Here is a 16,986-nt window from a genome sequence, read left to right on the forward strand (position 1 = left end):
CCGATCGGCGGAAAAGGTAATGAGAAGGTAAAGTCGGCAGCTCGGCCGGGGTTTCACGCCGGTGCAGTGGGGCGGCGCAGGCTACTTCTTGGGCGGGAAGTACTTGATGAGCGCTTCCTGCACGACGGAGGTGGCCAGCGTTCCGTCCCTCATCCAGAACCGTCCCGAGCCCATCCCGCGCGATCCGGTTGCCACCGGAGACCGGGTCGCGTAGAGCATCCACTCGTCGAAGCGGAAGTCGCGGTGGAACCACATCGAGTGGTTCACGGTGGCCGCGAAGAGTCGATCGATTCCCCACGACAAGCCGTGTGTGGTGATGATCGAGTCGAGGACGGTGGTGTCGGAGGCGTAGCACATGGCGGCCACATGCATGATCGGGTCGTCGGGCATCTGGCCGTCGGTCTTCATCCACACGCGGTTGTCGCGCAGCTTCTCCCCCGCCTCACGCATCTTCCACGACGGATCGTTGGCGAATCGGATGTCAATCGGGTGCAGTGCGTCGACGAACGTCGCGATCCGGTCCTCGAAACCCTTGAAATGCTCGCCGAGGGGCGGCAATTCCTCCGGATAGGGCACCTGCGGGATCTCCACCGCGTGCTCGAGACCGGCCGAATTGTCCTGGAACGCCACCAGCATGGTGAAGATCTCTTCACCCTTCTGTTTGGCGGTGACCTGCCGATTCGCGAAAGACTTGCCGTCCCGGAACCGGTCGACGTGGTACTCCATCGGCTCGTTGACGTTGCCGCCGCGGATGAAGTGCGCGTGCAGGGCGTGGACCGGCGGAGTGCCGCGGGTCAGGGTGCGTGCTGCCGCCACAACACCCTGACCGAGCATCTGCCCACCGAAGGTCCGCGCCGTCTTCTGTTCGGGGTGTTGCCCGATGAACAGGTCGGCGTCGCGCTGCTCGACGTCGAGCAGTTCGAGCAGCTTGCCGAGGTCGCTGGTGGGGTCCGCAGTCATGCGAACAGACTAGGGACCCCCGCGTGTCCGGCGGTCACCGGGACCGCGGCGCGCACGGCCCACCGCTCACCGGGCGTGCCCGTGCGACAGGGGGTGGGCCCGCGTCAGCGGCTCACCCCCCGCTCACCGGGCGCGCCACGCCTGCACGATGAAGAGCGCGCCCGTGTGCACCCAACCCACTGCCCGGCGAGCGCGCCGTGCCTGCACGACGAAGAGCGAGGAGCGAAGCGACAATGCGATGAGGAGGAAGGCGCGGTGCCTCCAGCTCGCAGGGCACGCGCGGACGGAGTCCGCGCAAATAGCTCAGTGGTCTTGTTCGCCGATCCGGTGGACGTGGATCATGTTGGTCGATCCGACGGTACCGGGCGGCGCGCCGGCGACGATGACGACGACGTCGCCGTCCTTGAGCCGACCGATGCGCAGGAGCTGGTGGTCGACCTGGTCGATCATGTGGTCGGTGGTGTCGACGTGATCGACGATGAAGGTCTCGGTTCCCCAGCTCAGGGCGAGTTGGCTGCGTACGGCCTGGGTGGGTGTGAACGCGAGCAGCGGCAGACGGGAGTGCAGCCGTGCCAGTCGGCGGACGGTGTCGCCGGACTGGGTGAAGGCCACCATGGCCTTGACCTCGAGGCGTTCTCCGATGTCGCGTGCGGCGTAGGAGATGATGCCGCGTTTGGTGCGGGGGACGTGGGAGAGCGGCGGCACGTCACGTGAGCCGGTTTCGACGGCCACGCAGATGCGGGTCATGGTCTGCACGGTCTCGATCGGCCATTTGCCGACGGAGGTCTCGCCGGAGAGCATCACGGCGTCGGCACCGTCGAGGACGGCGTTGGCGACGTCGGAGGCCTCGGCGCGGGTGGGCCGGGAGTTCTCGATCATCGAGTCCAGCATCTGGGTGGCCACGATCACCGGTTTGGCGTTCTCGCGAGCCATCTGGATGGCTTTCTTCTGCACCAGGGGAACCTGCTCGAGCGGCAGTTCGACGCCCAGGTCACCGCGGGCGACCATGACGCCGTCGAAGGCCAGCACGATGGCTTCGAGGTTGTCGACGGCTTCGGGCTTTTCCAGTTTGGCGATCACCGGAACGCGTCGGCCGACGCGGTCCATCACTTCGTGGACGAGTTCGATGTCGGCCGGGCTGCGCACGAAGGAAAGGGCGACGAGGTCGACGCCGAGTTCCAGCGCGAACTCGAGGTCGGCGATGTCCTTGTCGCTCAGGGCGGGGATCGAGGTCTTGACGCCCGGCAGGTTCAGGCCTTTGTTGTTGCTGACCGGACCGCCTTCGGTGACCACGCAGACGACGTCGTTGCCGTCGATGGCGGTGACCTTCAGTCCGACCTTGCCGTCGTCGACGAGGAGGCGGTCTCCGGCTTCGGCGTCTTCGGCGAGTTGTTTGTAGGTCGTCGAGACGCGATCGTGGGTGCCGACGACGTCGTCGACGGTGATGCGGACCTCTTCTCCGGTGGCCCACATGACCTGTCCGTTGAGTGCGCCGTCGTCGACGAACTTGCCGAGTCGGATCTTGGGTCCTTGTAGGTCGGCGAGAATGCCCACGGCCTTCTCCGCGGCATCGCCCGCGCGACGCACACGTTCGTAGACGGTGCGATGGTCCTCATGGCTGCCATGGCTGAAGTTGAGTCGAGCAACATCCATGCCCGCCTCGACGAGCTCTTTGAGACGCTCCTCGGAGTTGGTGGCGGGACCCAGGGTGCAGACGATCTTGGTACGACGTGTCACGGTGCTCACCTTAGTCGTGTCGGATCAGCATCTCTATCGGTGGCGACCACTGGTCATCACCCGGCCACACCGCGTTCGTCCACTCCCCCGAGGTCAGTGGCGGCGCCACCGTTTCATTCTGTTCAGCCCGATCGGGGTCACACTCCGGGCGCGCCGCCCGACGGCTGTGTCGCGATCGCGACGGCGGACCCGGCCAATTGTCAACGCACCGAAAGTGGTAGCGCCGCCGGGCGGACCGGTGACGGGAGATCGGAAGCACCCATCAGGTATTCGTCGACCGACCTTGCCGCCGAACGACCTTCGGCGATCGCCCACACCACCAACGACGCACCGCGGTGCGCATCGCCGCAGACGAATACCCCGTCGGCGTCGGTTTGCCAGTCGCTGCCGCAGGACAACGCGCCGCGTCCGTTGGGTGCGAGTTCGAGCCCGTCGAGTAGCGGTCCTCGTTCGACACCTTCGAATCCGATCGCGAAAAGCGCCAGTTCGCAGGGGATCTCGAACTCTTCACTGACCGGCGTGATCACCCGTCGGCCGTCGGATTCGCGGATGACGGCGACTTCGGCGAGAACCATCGTGGTGACGTTGCCGTGTTCGTCACCGACGAATCGTTGCACTGCCACCTGATATTTGCGTTCGCCGCCTTCGGCGTGCGCGCTGGAGGTGCGCATCACCAGCGGCCAGGTCGGCCACGGGGATCGGGTGTCGTCGCGATCGGAGGGCAGTTCGGGGTTGTAGTCGAGTTGGACCACCGAGGCCGCTCCCTGCCGATGCGCGGTGCCGAGGCAGTCGGCACCGGTGTCGCCGCCACCGATGATGACGACGTGTTTGCCCTTGGCGGTGATCGGTGATTCTCCGTCGCCCTCGCATTCCCGGTTCGCCGGAACCAGATGCTCCATGGCGAGGTGCACACCGTTGAGGTCGCGGCCGGGTACCGGGTTGTCGCGGGCGGCCATCGCACCGATCGCGAGGACGACGGCGTCGTGGCGCTCGCGAAGCTCCGCCACCGACAGGTCGGTGCCGACGTTGCAACTGGTGACGAATTCTGTTCCCTCGGCGCGCATCTGGGCGATACGGCGGTCGATGTCGGACTTCTGCAGCTTGTATTCGGGGATGCCGTAGCGCAGCAGTCCACCCAGCCGGTCGTCACGCTCGTAGACGGTGACGTCGTGTCCGGCGCGGGTCAGCTGCTGTGCGGCGGCGAGGCCGCCCGGTCCGGAGCCGACCACGGCAACCGACTTACCGGTCTTGAGGGCGGGCGGCTCGGGCCCGATGATCCCCTCGGCCCAGGACTCGTGGGCAATCGTCTTCTCGATCCGCTTGATGGTGACGCTGCCGCCGGTGGTGTTCTCCGAGATCGACAGCACGCATGCCGCCTCGCAGGGTGCCGGGCACACCATTCCGGTGAACTCCGGGAAATTGTTGGTCGCGTGCAGGCGTTCGCTTGCCGCGTCCCATCGTCCGCGTCGGACGAGGTCGTTCCATTCCGGGATGAGATTGCCCAGCGGGCAGCCTGCGGTTCCGGAGTGGCAGAACGGAATACCGCAATCCATGCATCGGCGGGCCTGATCGCTCACCTCGGAGAGCACCTTGATCGGGTTGTCGGCGTGCTCATAGACATCGCCCCAGTCCCGGATGCGCTCGGCCACCGGCCGGTATCGGGCCTCCTTCTTCGAGACCTCCAGGAATCCGCGCGGATCAGCCACGTGCCGCCTCCATGATCGCTGAATCAACGTCGCGCCCTTCGGCTTCGGCCATCTGGGCCGCGTCGAGGACACGCTTGTAATCGGTGGGCATGACCTTGGTGAACGCGAGGCACCGTCGTGGCCAGTCGGCCAGCATCGACGCCCCGATCGCCGACCCGGTCAGCTCGGTGTGGATGGTGATGTGCTCATGGAGCCAGCGCAGGTCGTCGGGGTCGGGGCGCATCAGCTCGACCATCGCCATGTTGACCTTGGCGGGGTCGAGGTCGTAGACATAGGCCATCCCGCCGGACATGCCGGCCGCCATGTTGCGTCCGGTCGGGCCGAGGATCACCACCCGACCACCGGTCATATATTCGCAGGCGTGATCGCCGACGCCCTCGACCACGGCGGTAGCACCGGAGTTGCGCACGGAGAACCGCTCACCGACGCGGCCGCGGAGATACACCTGCCCGGATGTCGCGCCGTAGAGGATGGTGTTGCCTGCGATGACCTGATCCTCGGCGATGAACCAGGCATCGGGGTGCGGCGCCACCACGATCTTGCCGCCGCACAAGCCTTTTCCGACGTAGTCGTTGGTGTCGCCACTGAGCTTGATCGTCACCCCCGGCGGCAGGAATGCACCCAGGGATTGGCCGGCCGAGCCGGTCAGCTCGACGGTGATCGTGTCCTCGGCGAGACCGGCGGCACCGTAGCGGCGGGTGACCTCGGCGCCGAGCAGCGTGCCCACCGTCCGATTCACGTTGCGTACCGGCAGTTCCAAGGTGACGGGATGTGCGTCCTCGAGCGCTCCCTCGGCGAGCTGGATCAGCGTCTGGTCGAGCGCCTTGTCGAGTCCGTGGTCCTGGCCGCGCACCCGACGCGTCGGACCCTTGTCCTCGATCCGACGGAAGATCGGGCTGAGATCGAGGCCCTTGCTCTTCCAATGCGCGACGGCGGCATCGGTGTGTAATCGCTGCGACTGGCCGACCGCTTCGTCGAGCGTCCGATAACCCAACTGCGCCAGATACTTCCGCACGTCCTCGGCGATGAACCGGAAGAAGTTCACGATGTGTTCGGCCTGACCACTGAACCGCGCACGCAGCTGCGGATTCTGGGTGGCCACACCCACCGGACAGGTGTCGAGGTGACACACACGCATCATGATGCAGCCGGTCACGATGAGCGGCGCGGTGGAGAATCCGTATTCTTCGGCACCGAGCAACGCGGCCATGATCACATCCCGGCCGTTGCGCAGCGCGCCGTCGCACTGGACGGTGATGCGATCACGTAAACCGTTGAGCATCAACGTCTGTTGCGCGTCGGCCAGACCGATCTCCCACGGCGTGCCGGCGTGTTTGAGTGAGGTCAGCGGCGAGGCACCGGTGCCGCCGTCGTGACCGGAGATGAGCACGACGTCGGCATGCGCCTTGGACACGCCGGTGGCGACCGTGCCAACGCCGACTGCGCTGACCAGCTTCACGTGGATTCGCGCCTGCGAATTGGCGTTCTTGAGGTCGTGGATCAGCTGGGCGAGATCCTCGATCGAGTAGATGTCGTGATGCGGCGGCGGCGAAATGAGTGCCACACCCGGCGTCGAATGTCGGGTCTTGGCGATCCACGGATACACCTTGTATGCCGGAAGCTGGCCACCCTCACCGGGTTTGGCGCCCTGCGCCATCTTGATCTGGATGTCGGTGGCGTTGATCAGATAATCGCTGGTGACACCGAACCGGCCCGAGGCCACCTGCTTGACCGCACTGCGTCGCTCCGGATCGTAGAGCCGGTCGACGTCCTCGCCGCCCTCCCCGGAATTCGACCGGGCACCGATGCGGTTCATCGCGATCGCGATCGTCTCGTGCGCTTCGGCCGAGATCGACCCGTAACTCATGGCGCCGGTGTTGAAGCGCTTCATGATCTCCTCGGCCGGCTCGACCTCCTCGAGCGGGATCGGGTCGCACGAGCCGAGATCGAGTTCGAACAAACCGCGCAGCGTGCCACCCTCACGCTGGAGGCGGTCGACCTCGTCGGAGTATTTCTGGAACACGTCGTCGCGCCCGGTCTTGGTGGCGTGCTGCAGCAGGAAGATCGTCTCCGGGGTGAACACGTGCAGTTCACCTTCGCGGCGGTACTGGTACTCGCCGCCCACCTCGAGTCGGCGATACACCTGCTCGGTCGGATTCTCCGGGAACGCCCGGTGGTGGCGCATCCGGACCTCCTCGGCGAGTTCGTCGAGTCCGACACCCTCGATGCGGGAGACGGTTCGGGTGAAGTACTCCTTGACCACCGCCGAGGAGAGTCCGACGGCCTCGAATGCCTGCGAGGCGGTGTAGGAGCTGATGGTGGAGATACCCATCTTGCTCATCACCTTCAACACACCCTTGCCGAGTGCCTCGACGTAGTTGCGGATGGCCTTGCTGGCGGCCACCCCGATCAGCTCGCCCTGCGCAATCAGATCTTCGATCGATTCCAGTGCGAGATACGGATTCACCGCGGCCGCACCGAATCCGATGAGCAGGGCGATGTGGTGGACCTCGCGGGCATCACCGGACTCGACGACCAGCGCGACCTTGGTGCGTTCCTTGGTGCGGACCAGGTGGTGGTGCACCGCGGAGGTCGCCAGCAGTGACGGGATCGGTGCGTGTTCGCGATCGGTGTGGCGGTCGGAGATCACCAGGGTCCGGTGCCCCTCGGCGATCGCCTGGCTGGCGCGCAACCGCAGATCCTCCAGTGCCGCAGCCAATCCCGGCCCACCATCGGCGACCTCGTAGAGCCCGTGGAGCACCTTGGCCGACAGTCCGGGGTTGTCGCCGTCGTCGTCGATGTGGACGAGCTTGGCCAGATCGTGGTTGTCGATGACCGGCCAGTGCAACAGGATCTGACGACACGATGCCGCGTTGGGGCGCAACAGATTCTGCTCGGGCCCCATGACCCGGGCCATCGAGGTGACGATCTCCTCACGGATGGCGTCCAACGGCGGGTTGGTGACCTGGGCGAAGAGTTCCACGAAGTAGTCGTAGAGAAGGCGAGAACGCTTGGACAACACCGCAACCGGGGTGTCGGTACCCATCGAGCCGAGTGGCTCGTAGCCGGAGGCCGCCATCGGCGTGAGCAGGACACGCAGATCCTCCTCGGTGTATCCGAACGAGACCTGCCGCCGCACGACGGTGTCGTGATTCGGCTTGTAGACCGGTCGCGGCGGCAACGTCGCGATGTCGAGCAGACCCGCGTGCAGCCATTCGTCATAGGGCTCGGCGTTGATCAGGTCGCCCTTGACCTCCTCGTCGGGGACGATCCGACCGGCGGCGGTGTCGACGAGGAACATCTTGCCCGGCTCGAGCCGACCCTTGGAGACGACGTCGTCAACAGGAACGTCGAGGACTCCGGCCTCGGAGGCGAGGATCACCCGACCGTCGCGGGTCTGCCACCAGCGTCCCGGGCGCAGGCCATTGCGGTCGAGGACCGCACCGACGACGGTGCCATCGGTGAAGGTGACGCACGCCGGCCCGTCCCACGCCTCCATGAGCGAGCCGTTGAACTGCAGGAAGGCGCGTCGTTTGGGATCCATCGACGGCACGTTCTCCCAGGCCTCGGGGACCATCAGCATCACTGCGTGGGCGACACTGCGTCCGCCGAGATGCAGCAGCTCGAGCACCTCGTCGAGAGAGGCGGAGTCGGAGGCCTCCGGCGTGCAGATCGGGAACGCGCGCTTGAGGTCACCGGGAATCAGGTCGGTCTCCAGCAGGGCCTCCCGCGCGCGCATCCGGTTGCGGTTGCCGCGCACGGTGTTGATCTCGCCGTTGTGGGCGACGAATCGGAACGGATGCGCGAGCGGCCACGACGGGAAGGTGTTGGTCGAGAAACGTGAGTGGACGATGGCAATCGCGCTCATGCACCGTTCGTCGCGCAGATCCGGGTAGTACAGCGGCAGCTGCATCGTGGTGAGCATGCCCTTGTAGACGATCGTGCGGCTCGACAGCGACGGGAAGTAGAGGCCGGTGCCCTCGGCGTCGATCTCCGAGGTCACCCGCTCGGCTTGCTTGCGAAAGGGATAGATCGCCCGGTCGAGGTCGATGCCACCGATGCGTGTGACTCCCGGCCCGGGGTCGACGGTGACGAACAGCTGAGCCATGTGCGGCATGCAGTCGAGTGCGGTCTCGCCGATATCGGCACCGTCGGCGTCGACCGGGAGCTCGCGCCAACCGAGGATCGTGATGCCCTCCGCGGCCGCGAGGTCGGTCACCCGAGCGATCGCCGTCGAGCGCAGGTCCGGGTCCCTCGGCAGGAAGCAGGTGCCCGCAGCGTAGGTGTTATCACCCGACGCGGTCGGCGCAGGAAGCTCGAAATCGACACTCGCGCGCAGCAATTCGTCGGGCAACTGAATCAGGATGCCGGCGCCGTCACCGCTGTTGGCCTCGGCGCCCGCCGCGCCACGATGTTCGAGATTCTCCAGCGCCAGCAACCCGTCGGACACGATCGCATGCGAGCGTCGACCGTGAATGTCGGTGACCATCGCCACGCCACAGGAATCGACCTCGGCCTCGGGGTCATACAGGCCCTGCTTGGCAGGGAGCGCCGAAAACAACATCAATACCTCCACCGGATTCGTGACGAATCGCATGCATGATGTCCTGGGACAGCGCTGGCCCGTGGAGCACTACGTCGGTCGCGGGTATGGGCTGCCGCAAACCGTGAAATCCCACTGTAACCGACCACCCAGCGGGGTGCCCGCGATGGCGAGGTGATCCTCGCCGGCTCGACCCCCGAAGCCGGTCAGCGGGTGGGTGGGGTGTCTTTGGCGGAGTCGGGGGCGGTGGGAGCGCTGTCCTCGTCGGGGGAAGCGCCGTCGGCATCAGGTTGAGCGCTGTCGGCGGTATCGGGAGCGCTGTCGGCATCAGGCTGAGCGCTGTGGGCGTCGGGCTCGGCACTCTCGGCCTCGGGGGGAGCGCTGTCAGCGTCGGGCTGGGCGCTGTCGGCATCCGAGGGAGCGCTGTCGGCATCAGGCTGAGCGCTGTCGGCGTCGGGCTCGGCGCTGTCGGCGTCGGTGAGAGCGCTGTCGGCGGTCTCCGAAGCGCTGTCGGCATCAGGCTGGGCGCTGTCGGCAGTATCGGGGGCGCTGTCGGCATCAGGCTGAGCGCTGTCGGGGGTATCGGGGGCGCTGTCGGCATCAGGCTGAGCGCTGTCGGGGGTATCGGGGGCGCTGTCGGGGGTGGCGTCGGCGGCAGGGTCGGGGGACGTCCACGGGGACGGGGCCGCAGTGGCCGGTGCGACGACGTCTTCGTCGAGTTCCGGGTCGACGGCGGCTTCCTCGTCGTGTTCGGCGATGCCCTTGTCGATGACCTCGGTCGCGGTGCTGTCGTCGCCTGCGTCGGTCATCTCGCCGTCGGAGTCGAACGGCTCGTCCTCGTCCGGCTCGTCGTCGGGCTCGCGTTCGGCGTCGAGTTCGTGGTCCGGGTAACGGTCGTCGACGTAGCCGACGACGCCAAGGGCTTCGAGTTCCTCGGCACGGTCGGGGTAGTACATCTCCAGACCGCGCTCGCGGCCCTTGGTGGCGACGACGAAGTAGATCGCCGCGCACACGAACAGCAGGGCGGAGGTGAAGACGTTGATGCGAATGCCGGCGATGAAGGTGTACGCGGTATCCGAGCGCAGGAGTTCGACGACGAATCGGCCGACGCAGTATCCGGCCACGTACAGCGCGAAGAGTCGTCCGTGGCCGATGCGGAATCGTCGGTCGAGCACCACGAGCGCGATAACGACCAGGACATTCCACACCAACTCGTACAAGAAGGTCGGGTGGACGATCTCGTACACCTGGCCGGTCGAGGTTCCGTTGATCAGATTGGGGCCGGTCTGGATGCCGTTGGTGCGCTCGTAGATCTCCAACCCCCACGGCACCGTTGTCGGCCGGCCGTAGAGCTCCTGGTTGAAATAGTTGCCGAGCCGCCCGATCGCCTGGGCGAGCAGGATCGCGGGCGCGATGGCATCGCCGAACGCGGGCAACCGGATGCCGTGACGGCGCGCACCGATCCAGGCGCCGAGGGCACCGAGGATCACCGCGCCCCAGATTCCGAGACCACCGTCCCAGATCTTGAAGACGTCGATCGGGGACTTGCCACCGCCGCCGAAGTAGATCGACCAGTCGGTGAGGACGTGATAGATGCGGCCGCCGATCAGACCGAAGGGCACTGCCCAGATGGCGATGTCGAGGACCTCGCCGGGCTGGCCGCCGCGTGCGATCCAGCGGCGATCACCCCACCAGACCGCGACGATGATGCCGACGATGATGCACAGCGCGTACGCCCGCAGCGGGACCGGCCCGAGATGCCAGACCCCCTGCGGCGGACTGGGGATATAGGCGAGCAACGTCGTCGTCGGCGCGATCACGGTCACACCCTAACCGACCGTCGGAGGCACACGATCGCACCACCCGGTCGGTTCGTCCGATCGGACCTCACCCGCGCGGGTCACCTCGGCGGGTTCGGATGGGCGACGCCGTCGGCGAGTTCGCGAACCAGATCTCGCAACTGAGCCTGACCGGCCTGCGCCGCGGTCAACAGGGCCGAACCCACGATGACACCGTCGGCATAGGAGGCGATCTCCGCGGCCTGCTCGCCGCTGCGGACACCGAGACCGACCCCGATCGGGATGTCGGAGTACTCACGGATCCGCGCACAGAGTTCGGGGGCGGCGTTCGACACCGCGGTACGAGCACCGGTCACTCCCATGGTGGAGGCCGCGTAGACGAAACCGCGGCACGCATCGATGGTGTAGGCCAGCCGTTCCGGGGTCGACGACGGTGCGACCAGATAGATGCGGTCCAACCCGTGGGCATCGGAGGCCTCATGCCACGCATGCCCCTCCTCGGGGATGAGGTTGGGGGTGATCAGTCCGGCTCCTCCGGCTTCGGCGAGATCGGCGGAGAACCGCTCGACACCGTAGGCGAGGATGGGATTCCAGTAACTCATCACGACGGCCTGCCCACCGGCCTCGGTGATCGCCCGGACTGCGGTGAACACGTCGCGCACCCGCACCCCGTTGGTCAGTGCCAGATCGGCGGCTTCCTGGATCGTCGGCCCGTCCATCACCGGATCCGAGTAGGGCACCCCGACCTCGATGATGTCGCACCCGGCCTCGACCATGGTGGTGAACGACTCCACCGAGCCGGCCACCGTCGGGTAGCCCACGGGCAGATAGCCGATCAGCGCGGCGCGGCCCTGCTCACGGCAGCGGGTGAAGACCGGTGAGAGCTTGGAGGCTCCCGCGTGTCGGACGGTCGGCGCGGTCATCGACTCTCCCCCGGATCTGATTGGGCCGCTTCGGATTCGGACGACGTATGCGAGCCGGCCTGGGCGTCGGATTCCGAGGGTGGCGGATCGAACAGATGGAACCATTCCGCGGCGGTGTCGACGTCCTTGTCACCGCGGCCGGACAGGCTGACGACGATGATCGGTGCACCCTCGGTACCGGCCTGCGCCCCGCGCGGTGAGGTACGCGCGAGTTCGTGGCCGAGTTTCAACGCACCGGCCACCGCGTGCGCCGACTCGATCGCCGGGATGATCCCTTCCCGCCGGCTCAGCAGCGCCAGCGCGTTCATCGCCTCGGTATCGGTGATCGGCCGGTACTCGGCCCGGCCGATGTCCTTGAGGTAGGCGTGCTCGGGACCGACCCCGGGGTAGTCCAAACCCGCCGAGATGGAGTGGGATTCGATGGTTTGGCCGTCCTCGTCCTGCAGGAGGTAGGAGAAGGCACCCTGGAAGGCGCCCGGTGTACCGCCGGTGAAGGTCGCCGCGTGCCGGCCGGTCTCGACACCGTCACCGGCGGCCTCGTATCCGACGAGCCGTACGTCGGCGTCGTCGATGAACGGGTGGAACACCCCGATCGCGTTCGATCCGCCGCCGACGCAGGCCACCACCGCATCGGGCAGCCGTCCGGCGTGCGAGAGGATCTGCGCCCGGGCCTCGAGTCCGACGATGCGCTGCAGATCTCGTACCAGCATCGGGAACGGATGCGGCCCCGCGGCGGTACCGAAACAGTAATAGGTGTTGTGCGCGTTGGTAACCCAGTCGCGGAGCGCCTCGTTGATCGCGTCCTTGAGGGTCGCCGAGCCGGTCTCCACCGCGATCACCGTCGCGCCGAGCAGACGCATCCGTGCCACGTTCAACGCCTGACGCTCGGTGTCGACGCGACCCATGTAGACGATGCATTCCATGCCGAACAGGGCACAGCCGGTGGCGGTGGCGACCCCGTGCTGACCGGCACCGGTCTCGGCGATGATGCGCGACTTGCCCATCCGGCGGGCCAGCAACAACTGACCGAGCACGTTGTTGATCTTGTGGGAACCGGTGTGGTTCAGGTCTTCCCGCTTGAGGAACACCCGCGCCCCGCCGGCATCGTCGGACAGCCGCGTCGCCTCGTACAGCGGCGAGGGGCGACCGACGTAGTCACGTTGCAGCCGGTCGAGTTCGGCAAGGTAGTCGTCGTCGGTGCGCATCTTCTCGTAGGCGGTGGTCACCTCGTCGATGACCGCCATCAACGCCTCGGGGACGTGCCGCCCACCGTAGACACCGAAGTGGCCGCCGGCGTCGGGCTCGAGGGAGGTGCGGGTCGCCACTCCCTGACTGGCCGTGGGCAGGACGGTCGGGGCGGCGTCGGTGCCGCTGCTCTGATGGGTCGTCACAGGACACCTCACTGCTTCACATACGCGTCAGCGGCTTCGGCCGAAGCCGAATGCCATTGTCAGCGAACGGGTTTCGGACAGGACGGGTGGGTGCCGGCGGTTACCAGCTCCGCCACCGCGGTACGGGGGTCGCCACTGGTGACCAGCCCCTCACCCACCAGGACCGCGTCGGCGCCGGCGCCGGCGAACGCCAGCAGGTCGGCGGTGCCGCGCACACCCGACTCGGCGACCCGAATCACCTTGGTGGGCAGGCCCGGAGCGATCCGGGAGAAGTTGTCGCGATCGACCTCGAGGGTCTTGAGATTGCGGTTGTTGACGCCGACCACGGAGGCTCCCGCCTCCAACGCGCGATTGGCCTCTTCCTCGGTGTGCACCTCGACGAGAGCGGTCATGCCCAGACTCTCGGTGCGGTCGAGCAACGAGGCCAGCACGTTCTGTTCCAGAGCGGCGACGATCAGCAAGATCATGTCGGCACCATGTGCGCGCGCTTCATGGATCTGGTACGGCCCGACGATGAAATCCTTGCGCAGCACCGGGATGTTCACGGCCGCGCGGACGGCGTCGAGATCGGCGAGCGACCCGCGGAACCGCCGCTCCTCGGTGAGCACACTGATGATCCGTGCACCACCGTCCTCGTAGGCACGCGCAAGTTCGGCGGGGTCGGCGATGGTGGCGAGCTCACCCTTCGACGGGCTGGCACGCTTGCACTCGGCGATCACCCCGATGCCGGGCTGCTGGAACGCGGCCATCACGTCCTTGGGGTCGGGCGCCTGGACCGAGGCCGCCTTGACGGCCGCGTAATCGACGACCGCTTCGCGCGCGGCGACGTCGGCCTTGACTCCCTCGATGATCGAATCGAGGACGTTCGGCGTGCTCACGACAGCTGGTTCCCTTTCGACGCTCCTTGCCCTCACCAGGGTAGACCGGGGTTCCCAACGGCCCGTGCGCGGGTCCGTCGAGACCCACGTCACGCCGAGCACCGCAGAGATCAGCGCTGTTCGGTCGGGTCGATCCCGGTGTCGAGGGCATCCCACATCATGCGTTCGTTCACGTGCGGCGGTTCTGTGCGCGCGGCGTCGCCGCCGGCGTCCGCCGCGTCCGGACCCTTCTGGCCGGTGGGAGCCCCGGCCGGATCGGTCCCCGCATCGCCGGCCGCCTTGCGACGCTCGTGCTCGGCGAAGATCTCACGTTCGAGCTCGTCACGGCGCGCGGCAGGCGTCCGATACTTGCTCGACATCCCCGCACCCGACGCCGACCGCAGCAACAGCACACCGGCCGCGACACAACACACCGTCCCCGCGAACACGATGGCCGACACCCAGCCGTGGGTGGTGGTCAACCGCACGATGTACCGATCCGACAGGTCGATCGCCCGAGCCGCGTACAGCGAGTCCGAGCCGCTGGTCAACAGCGACAGGGCCGGGAACGCGGCCAGCAGCCCACCCGCGGCGACGAGGACCGCCACGATCCGCAATCCCCACCCGCGCAGCGAGAACGCCGCCAGGATCGCCGCGAGCAGCACCAACGCCAGCGGCGTCAGCCACGGACTCCAGTCGGCACCCTTGACCTGCATGTATCGGTCCGGCGACATTCCGTCACCGGCGTAGACGGTCGCCCACGTCACGCGCGAGGCCGACCAGAATGCCAATGCACCCAACGCCATCAGGATCGCGGCGATCACCTTGATCCGCCGGGACCGGCGGGCGGGGTCGGCGGCGTCGGATGTCGTCGGATCGGGGGTCTGCTCACTCACTTGTCGGCCCACCTTCGGCAGCGCCGCCGGAGACCCGACGCATCGTCGAGGCGGCGGCAACCGCATTGAGCACCGCGGTCGCCTTGTTGCGGGCCTCGTTGTACTCATAGTCGGGATCGCTGTCGGCCACGACACCGCCGCCGGCCTGCACATAGGCGGTGCCGTCCTTGATCAACGCGGTGCGGATGGCGATCGCGGTGTCGGCGTTGCCGGCGAAGTCGAGGTAGCCGACGATGCCGCCGTACAGGCCGCGCCGCGTCCGTTCGTGGGTGTCGATGAGCTCCATCGCCCGCACCTTCGGCGCGCCGGTGAGCGTCCCCGCCGGGAAGCACGCCGTCACCGCGTCCAGGGCGTGCTTGTCCTCACGCAACTCCCCCGACACCGTCGACACCAGGTGCATGACGTGGCTGTACCGCTCGATGTGTCGGTAATCGCTCACCTTCACGGTGCCGGGCCGACAGACCCGACCGAGATCATTCCGTCCGAGATCGACGAGCATCAGGTGCTCGGCATTCTCCTTCTCGTCGGCGATCAGGTCCTTCCCGAGCAGTTGATCCTCCTCCTCGGTCGCCCCACGCCATCGGGTACCGGCGATGGGATGGGTCGTCGCCCAGCCGTCCTGCACGGTCACCAGCGCCTCGGGACTCGACCCGACGACCGTGAACGGGTCCGACTCGATTCCCGGGATACGCAGCAGATACATGTACGGGCTCGGATTGGACGCCCGCAGCACCCGGTACACGTCGATCGGGTCGGCGGCGGTGTCCATCTCGAACCGCATTGACGGCACCACCTGGAATGCCTCGCCCGCCTCGATCTCGCCGACGAGGTCGCGCACGATCTCGTGGTACTCCTCGCGGCTGCGCTGCACCCGATAGTCGGGGTCCGGCCGGTCGAAATGCGACACCGTCGACGGGGCCGGCGCGGCGAGGGCCTGCGTCATCCGGTCCAGCCGGGCAACGGCGTCGGCGTAGGCCTCCTCGGCACGCTCGTCGGAACCATCCCAGTTGACGGCGTTGGCGATCAGGGTGATGGTGCCCTCGTGATGATCGACCGCGGCCAGATCGGTCGCCAACAACATCATCAGATCCGGCAGGTGCAGATCGTCGGTGGTGGTCTCGGGTAGCCGTTCGAGCCGGCGCACCATGTCATAGGCCATGAACCCGACGAACCCGCCGGTCAGTGGCGGCATGCCCGGCAACGGATCGGTGGCCAGCAGGCGTAGTGACTCGGCCAGCACCGTCAGCGGGTCACCGTCGACCGGTGCGCCCGACGGCACCGTCCCCCACCAGCTGGCCTTGCCGTCGACAACCGTCAGCGCCGACGGCGCTCCCGCGCCGATGAACGACCACCGCGACCAACTCCGCCCGTTCTCGGCGGACTCGAGCAAGAACGTGCCCTCGCGGTCGCCGGCGAGCTTGCGGTAGGCCGACAGCGGCGTCTCCGAGTCGGCGAGGACCTTGCGGGTGACCGGCACGACACGATGGTCGGCAGCCAGATCCAGGAACTCGGCCAGGCTCGTCGTCGCCGAACCCGCCGCATGATCGTGCGTGGAGGTGCTCATCGCGGGCGTACTCATCCCAGGGGCTCGCCGCCCACGCCCCACTGGGTACGCGGGATCTCGTTGATGGTGACCCACACCGAATCCGGGCTCTTGCCGGTGGCCCGCGCGTACGCCTCGGTCACCGCCGCGATGGTCTCGCGCTTCACCCGGTCCGAGAGCCCGGGGGTCTGCGAGATCTGGATCAATGGCATGACTGGTCGCCACCTTTCGTCAAAAGAGTGTCCGCCCCGATTCTCCCAGGCATCAGCCCGCGCCGGTCGCGTCGGGTTGGGCGAACGGCAACGACGGCGTGTCGAAGCAACTGTGATTACCCGTGTGGCAGGCCGCCCCCACCTGATCGACGATCAACAACACCGTGTCGCCATCGCAGTCGAGCCGGACGTCGTGCACATACTGGGTGTGACCGCTGGTCTCGCCCTTCACCCAGTACTCCTGACGGGACCGCGAAAAGTAGGTCGCGCGCCGTGTGGCCAGGGTGCGTTCGAGTGCGGTGTCGTCCATCCACGCCACCATCAGCACGGTGCCGGTCTCGCGCTCCTGGGCGACGGCGCTGAACAGCCCGTCGGCATTGTGGGTCAGCCGACCCGCCAACTCGGGATCGAGAGCCATC

At 67.1% G+C, this 16,986-nt stretch carries 12 protein-coding genes; all 12 read right to left on the minus strand.

Annotated elements, in window-relative coordinates; genetic code table 11:
- Positions 1 to 81: 81 nt before the first annotated feature.
- Positions 82 to 960, minus strand: a complete 879-nt coding sequence (locus J6U32_RS18145) for an acyl-CoA thioesterase (protein ID WP_208791545.1) — start codon at positions 958 to 960, stop codon at positions 82 to 84.
- 303 nt (positions 961 to 1,263) lie between these two features.
- Positions 1,264 to 2,697: a pyruvate kinase gene (gene pyk, locus J6U32_RS18150; protein ID WP_208791546.1), complete on the minus strand. Its 1,434-nt coding sequence runs from the start codon at positions 2,695 to 2,697 to the stop codon at positions 1,264 to 1,266.
- A gap of 200 nt (positions 2,698 to 2,897) precedes the next feature.
- Positions 2,898 to 4,403 (minus strand): glutamate synthase subunit beta, encoded by a 1,506-nt coding sequence (locus tag J6U32_RS18155; RefSeq protein WP_014360295.1) that lies wholly within the window; start codon positions 4,401 to 4,403, stop codon positions 2,898 to 2,900.
- Positions 4,396 to 8,967, minus strand: coding sequence for a glutamate synthase large subunit (gene gltB / locus J6U32_RS18160; RefSeq protein WP_208796190.1), 4,572 nt, complete (start codon positions 8,965 to 8,967; stop codon positions 4,396 to 4,398). Before gltB ends, J6U32_RS18155 begins: the two co-directional genes overlap by 8 nt.
- Before the next feature lie 185 nt (positions 8,968 to 9,152).
- Positions 9,153 to 10,772 carry a prolipoprotein diacylglyceryl transferase gene (gene lgt, locus J6U32_RS18165; RefSeq protein ID WP_208791547.1) on the minus strand — a complete coding sequence of 540 codons (1,620 nt, stop codon included), beginning with the start codon at positions 10,770 to 10,772 and terminating at the stop codon, positions 9,153 to 9,155.
- A gap of 74 nt (positions 10,773 to 10,846) precedes the next feature.
- Complete coding sequence (gene trpA / locus J6U32_RS18170; protein WP_208791548.1) at positions 10,847 to 11,668, minus strand: tryptophan synthase subunit alpha; 822 nt, start codon at positions 11,666 to 11,668, stop codon at positions 10,847 to 10,849.
- A complete protein-coding gene (gene trpB / locus J6U32_RS18175) occupies positions 11,665 to 13,059 on the minus strand; it encodes a tryptophan synthase subunit beta (RefSeq protein ID WP_208791549.1) in 1,395 nt (464 codons plus the stop codon). The genes trpA and trpB overlap by 4 nt, the downstream gene beginning before the upstream one ends.
- 59 nt (positions 13,060 to 13,118) lie before the next feature.
- Positions 13,119 to 13,937, minus strand: a complete 819-nt coding sequence (gene trpC, locus J6U32_RS18180) for an indole-3-glycerol phosphate synthase TrpC (RefSeq protein WP_006371430.1) — start codon at positions 13,935 to 13,937, stop codon at positions 13,119 to 13,121.
- A gap of 110 nt (positions 13,938 to 14,047) precedes the next feature.
- Positions 14,048 to 14,812, minus strand: coding sequence for a TIGR02234 family membrane protein (locus J6U32_RS18185; RefSeq protein WP_208791550.1), 765 nt, complete (start codon positions 14,810 to 14,812; stop codon positions 14,048 to 14,050).
- On the minus strand, positions 14,805 to 16,391 hold the full coding sequence (locus J6U32_RS18190) for an anthranilate synthase component I (RefSeq protein WP_208791551.1): 1,587 nt from the start codon (positions 16,389 to 16,391) through the stop codon (positions 14,805 to 14,807). Before J6U32_RS18190 ends, J6U32_RS18185 begins: the two co-directional genes overlap by 8 nt.
- Positions 16,388 to 16,567 (minus strand): tautomerase family protein, encoded by a 180-nt coding sequence (locus J6U32_RS18195; protein ID WP_006371433.1) that lies wholly within the window; start codon positions 16,565 to 16,567, stop codon positions 16,388 to 16,390. Before J6U32_RS18195 ends, J6U32_RS18190 begins: the two co-directional genes overlap by 4 nt.
- Positions 16,568 to 16,619: 52 nt before the next feature.
- A complete protein-coding gene (gene hisI, locus J6U32_RS18200) occupies positions 16,620 to 16,985 on the minus strand; it encodes a phosphoribosyl-AMP cyclohydrolase (RefSeq protein WP_208791552.1) in 366 nt (121 codons plus the stop codon).
- Between the last annotated feature and the right edge of the window lies 1 nt (position 16,986).

Source organism: Gordonia polyisoprenivorans, from assembly GCF_017654315.1.
Lineage (GTDB): Bacteria > Actinomycetota > Actinomycetes > Mycobacteriales > Mycobacteriaceae > Gordonia > Gordonia polyisoprenivorans_A.

Coding starts and splice junctions, on each gene's coding strand:
- gltB (WP_208796190.1), bottom strand. CDS start 8,967: ATGTTGTTTTCGGCGCTCCCTGCCAAGCAGGGCCTGTATGACCCCGAG.
- J6U32_RS18145 (WP_208791545.1), bottom strand. CDS start 960: ATGACTGCGGACCCCACCAGCGACCTCGGCAAGCTGCTCGAACTGCTC.
- hisI (WP_208791552.1), bottom strand. CDS start 16,985: ATGGCTCTCGATCCCGAGTTGGCGGGTCGGCTGACCCACAATGCCGAC.
- trpA (WP_208791548.1), bottom strand. CDS start 11,668: ATGACCGCGCCGACCGTCCGACACGCGGGAGCCTCCAAGCTCTCACCG.
- J6U32_RS18190 (WP_208791551.1), bottom strand. CDS start 16,391: ATGAGTACGCCCGCGATGAGCACCTCCACGCACGATCATGCGGCGGGT.
- J6U32_RS18195 (WP_006371433.1), bottom strand. CDS start 16,567: ATGCCATTGATCCAGATCTCGCAGACCCCCGGGCTCTCGGACCGGGTG.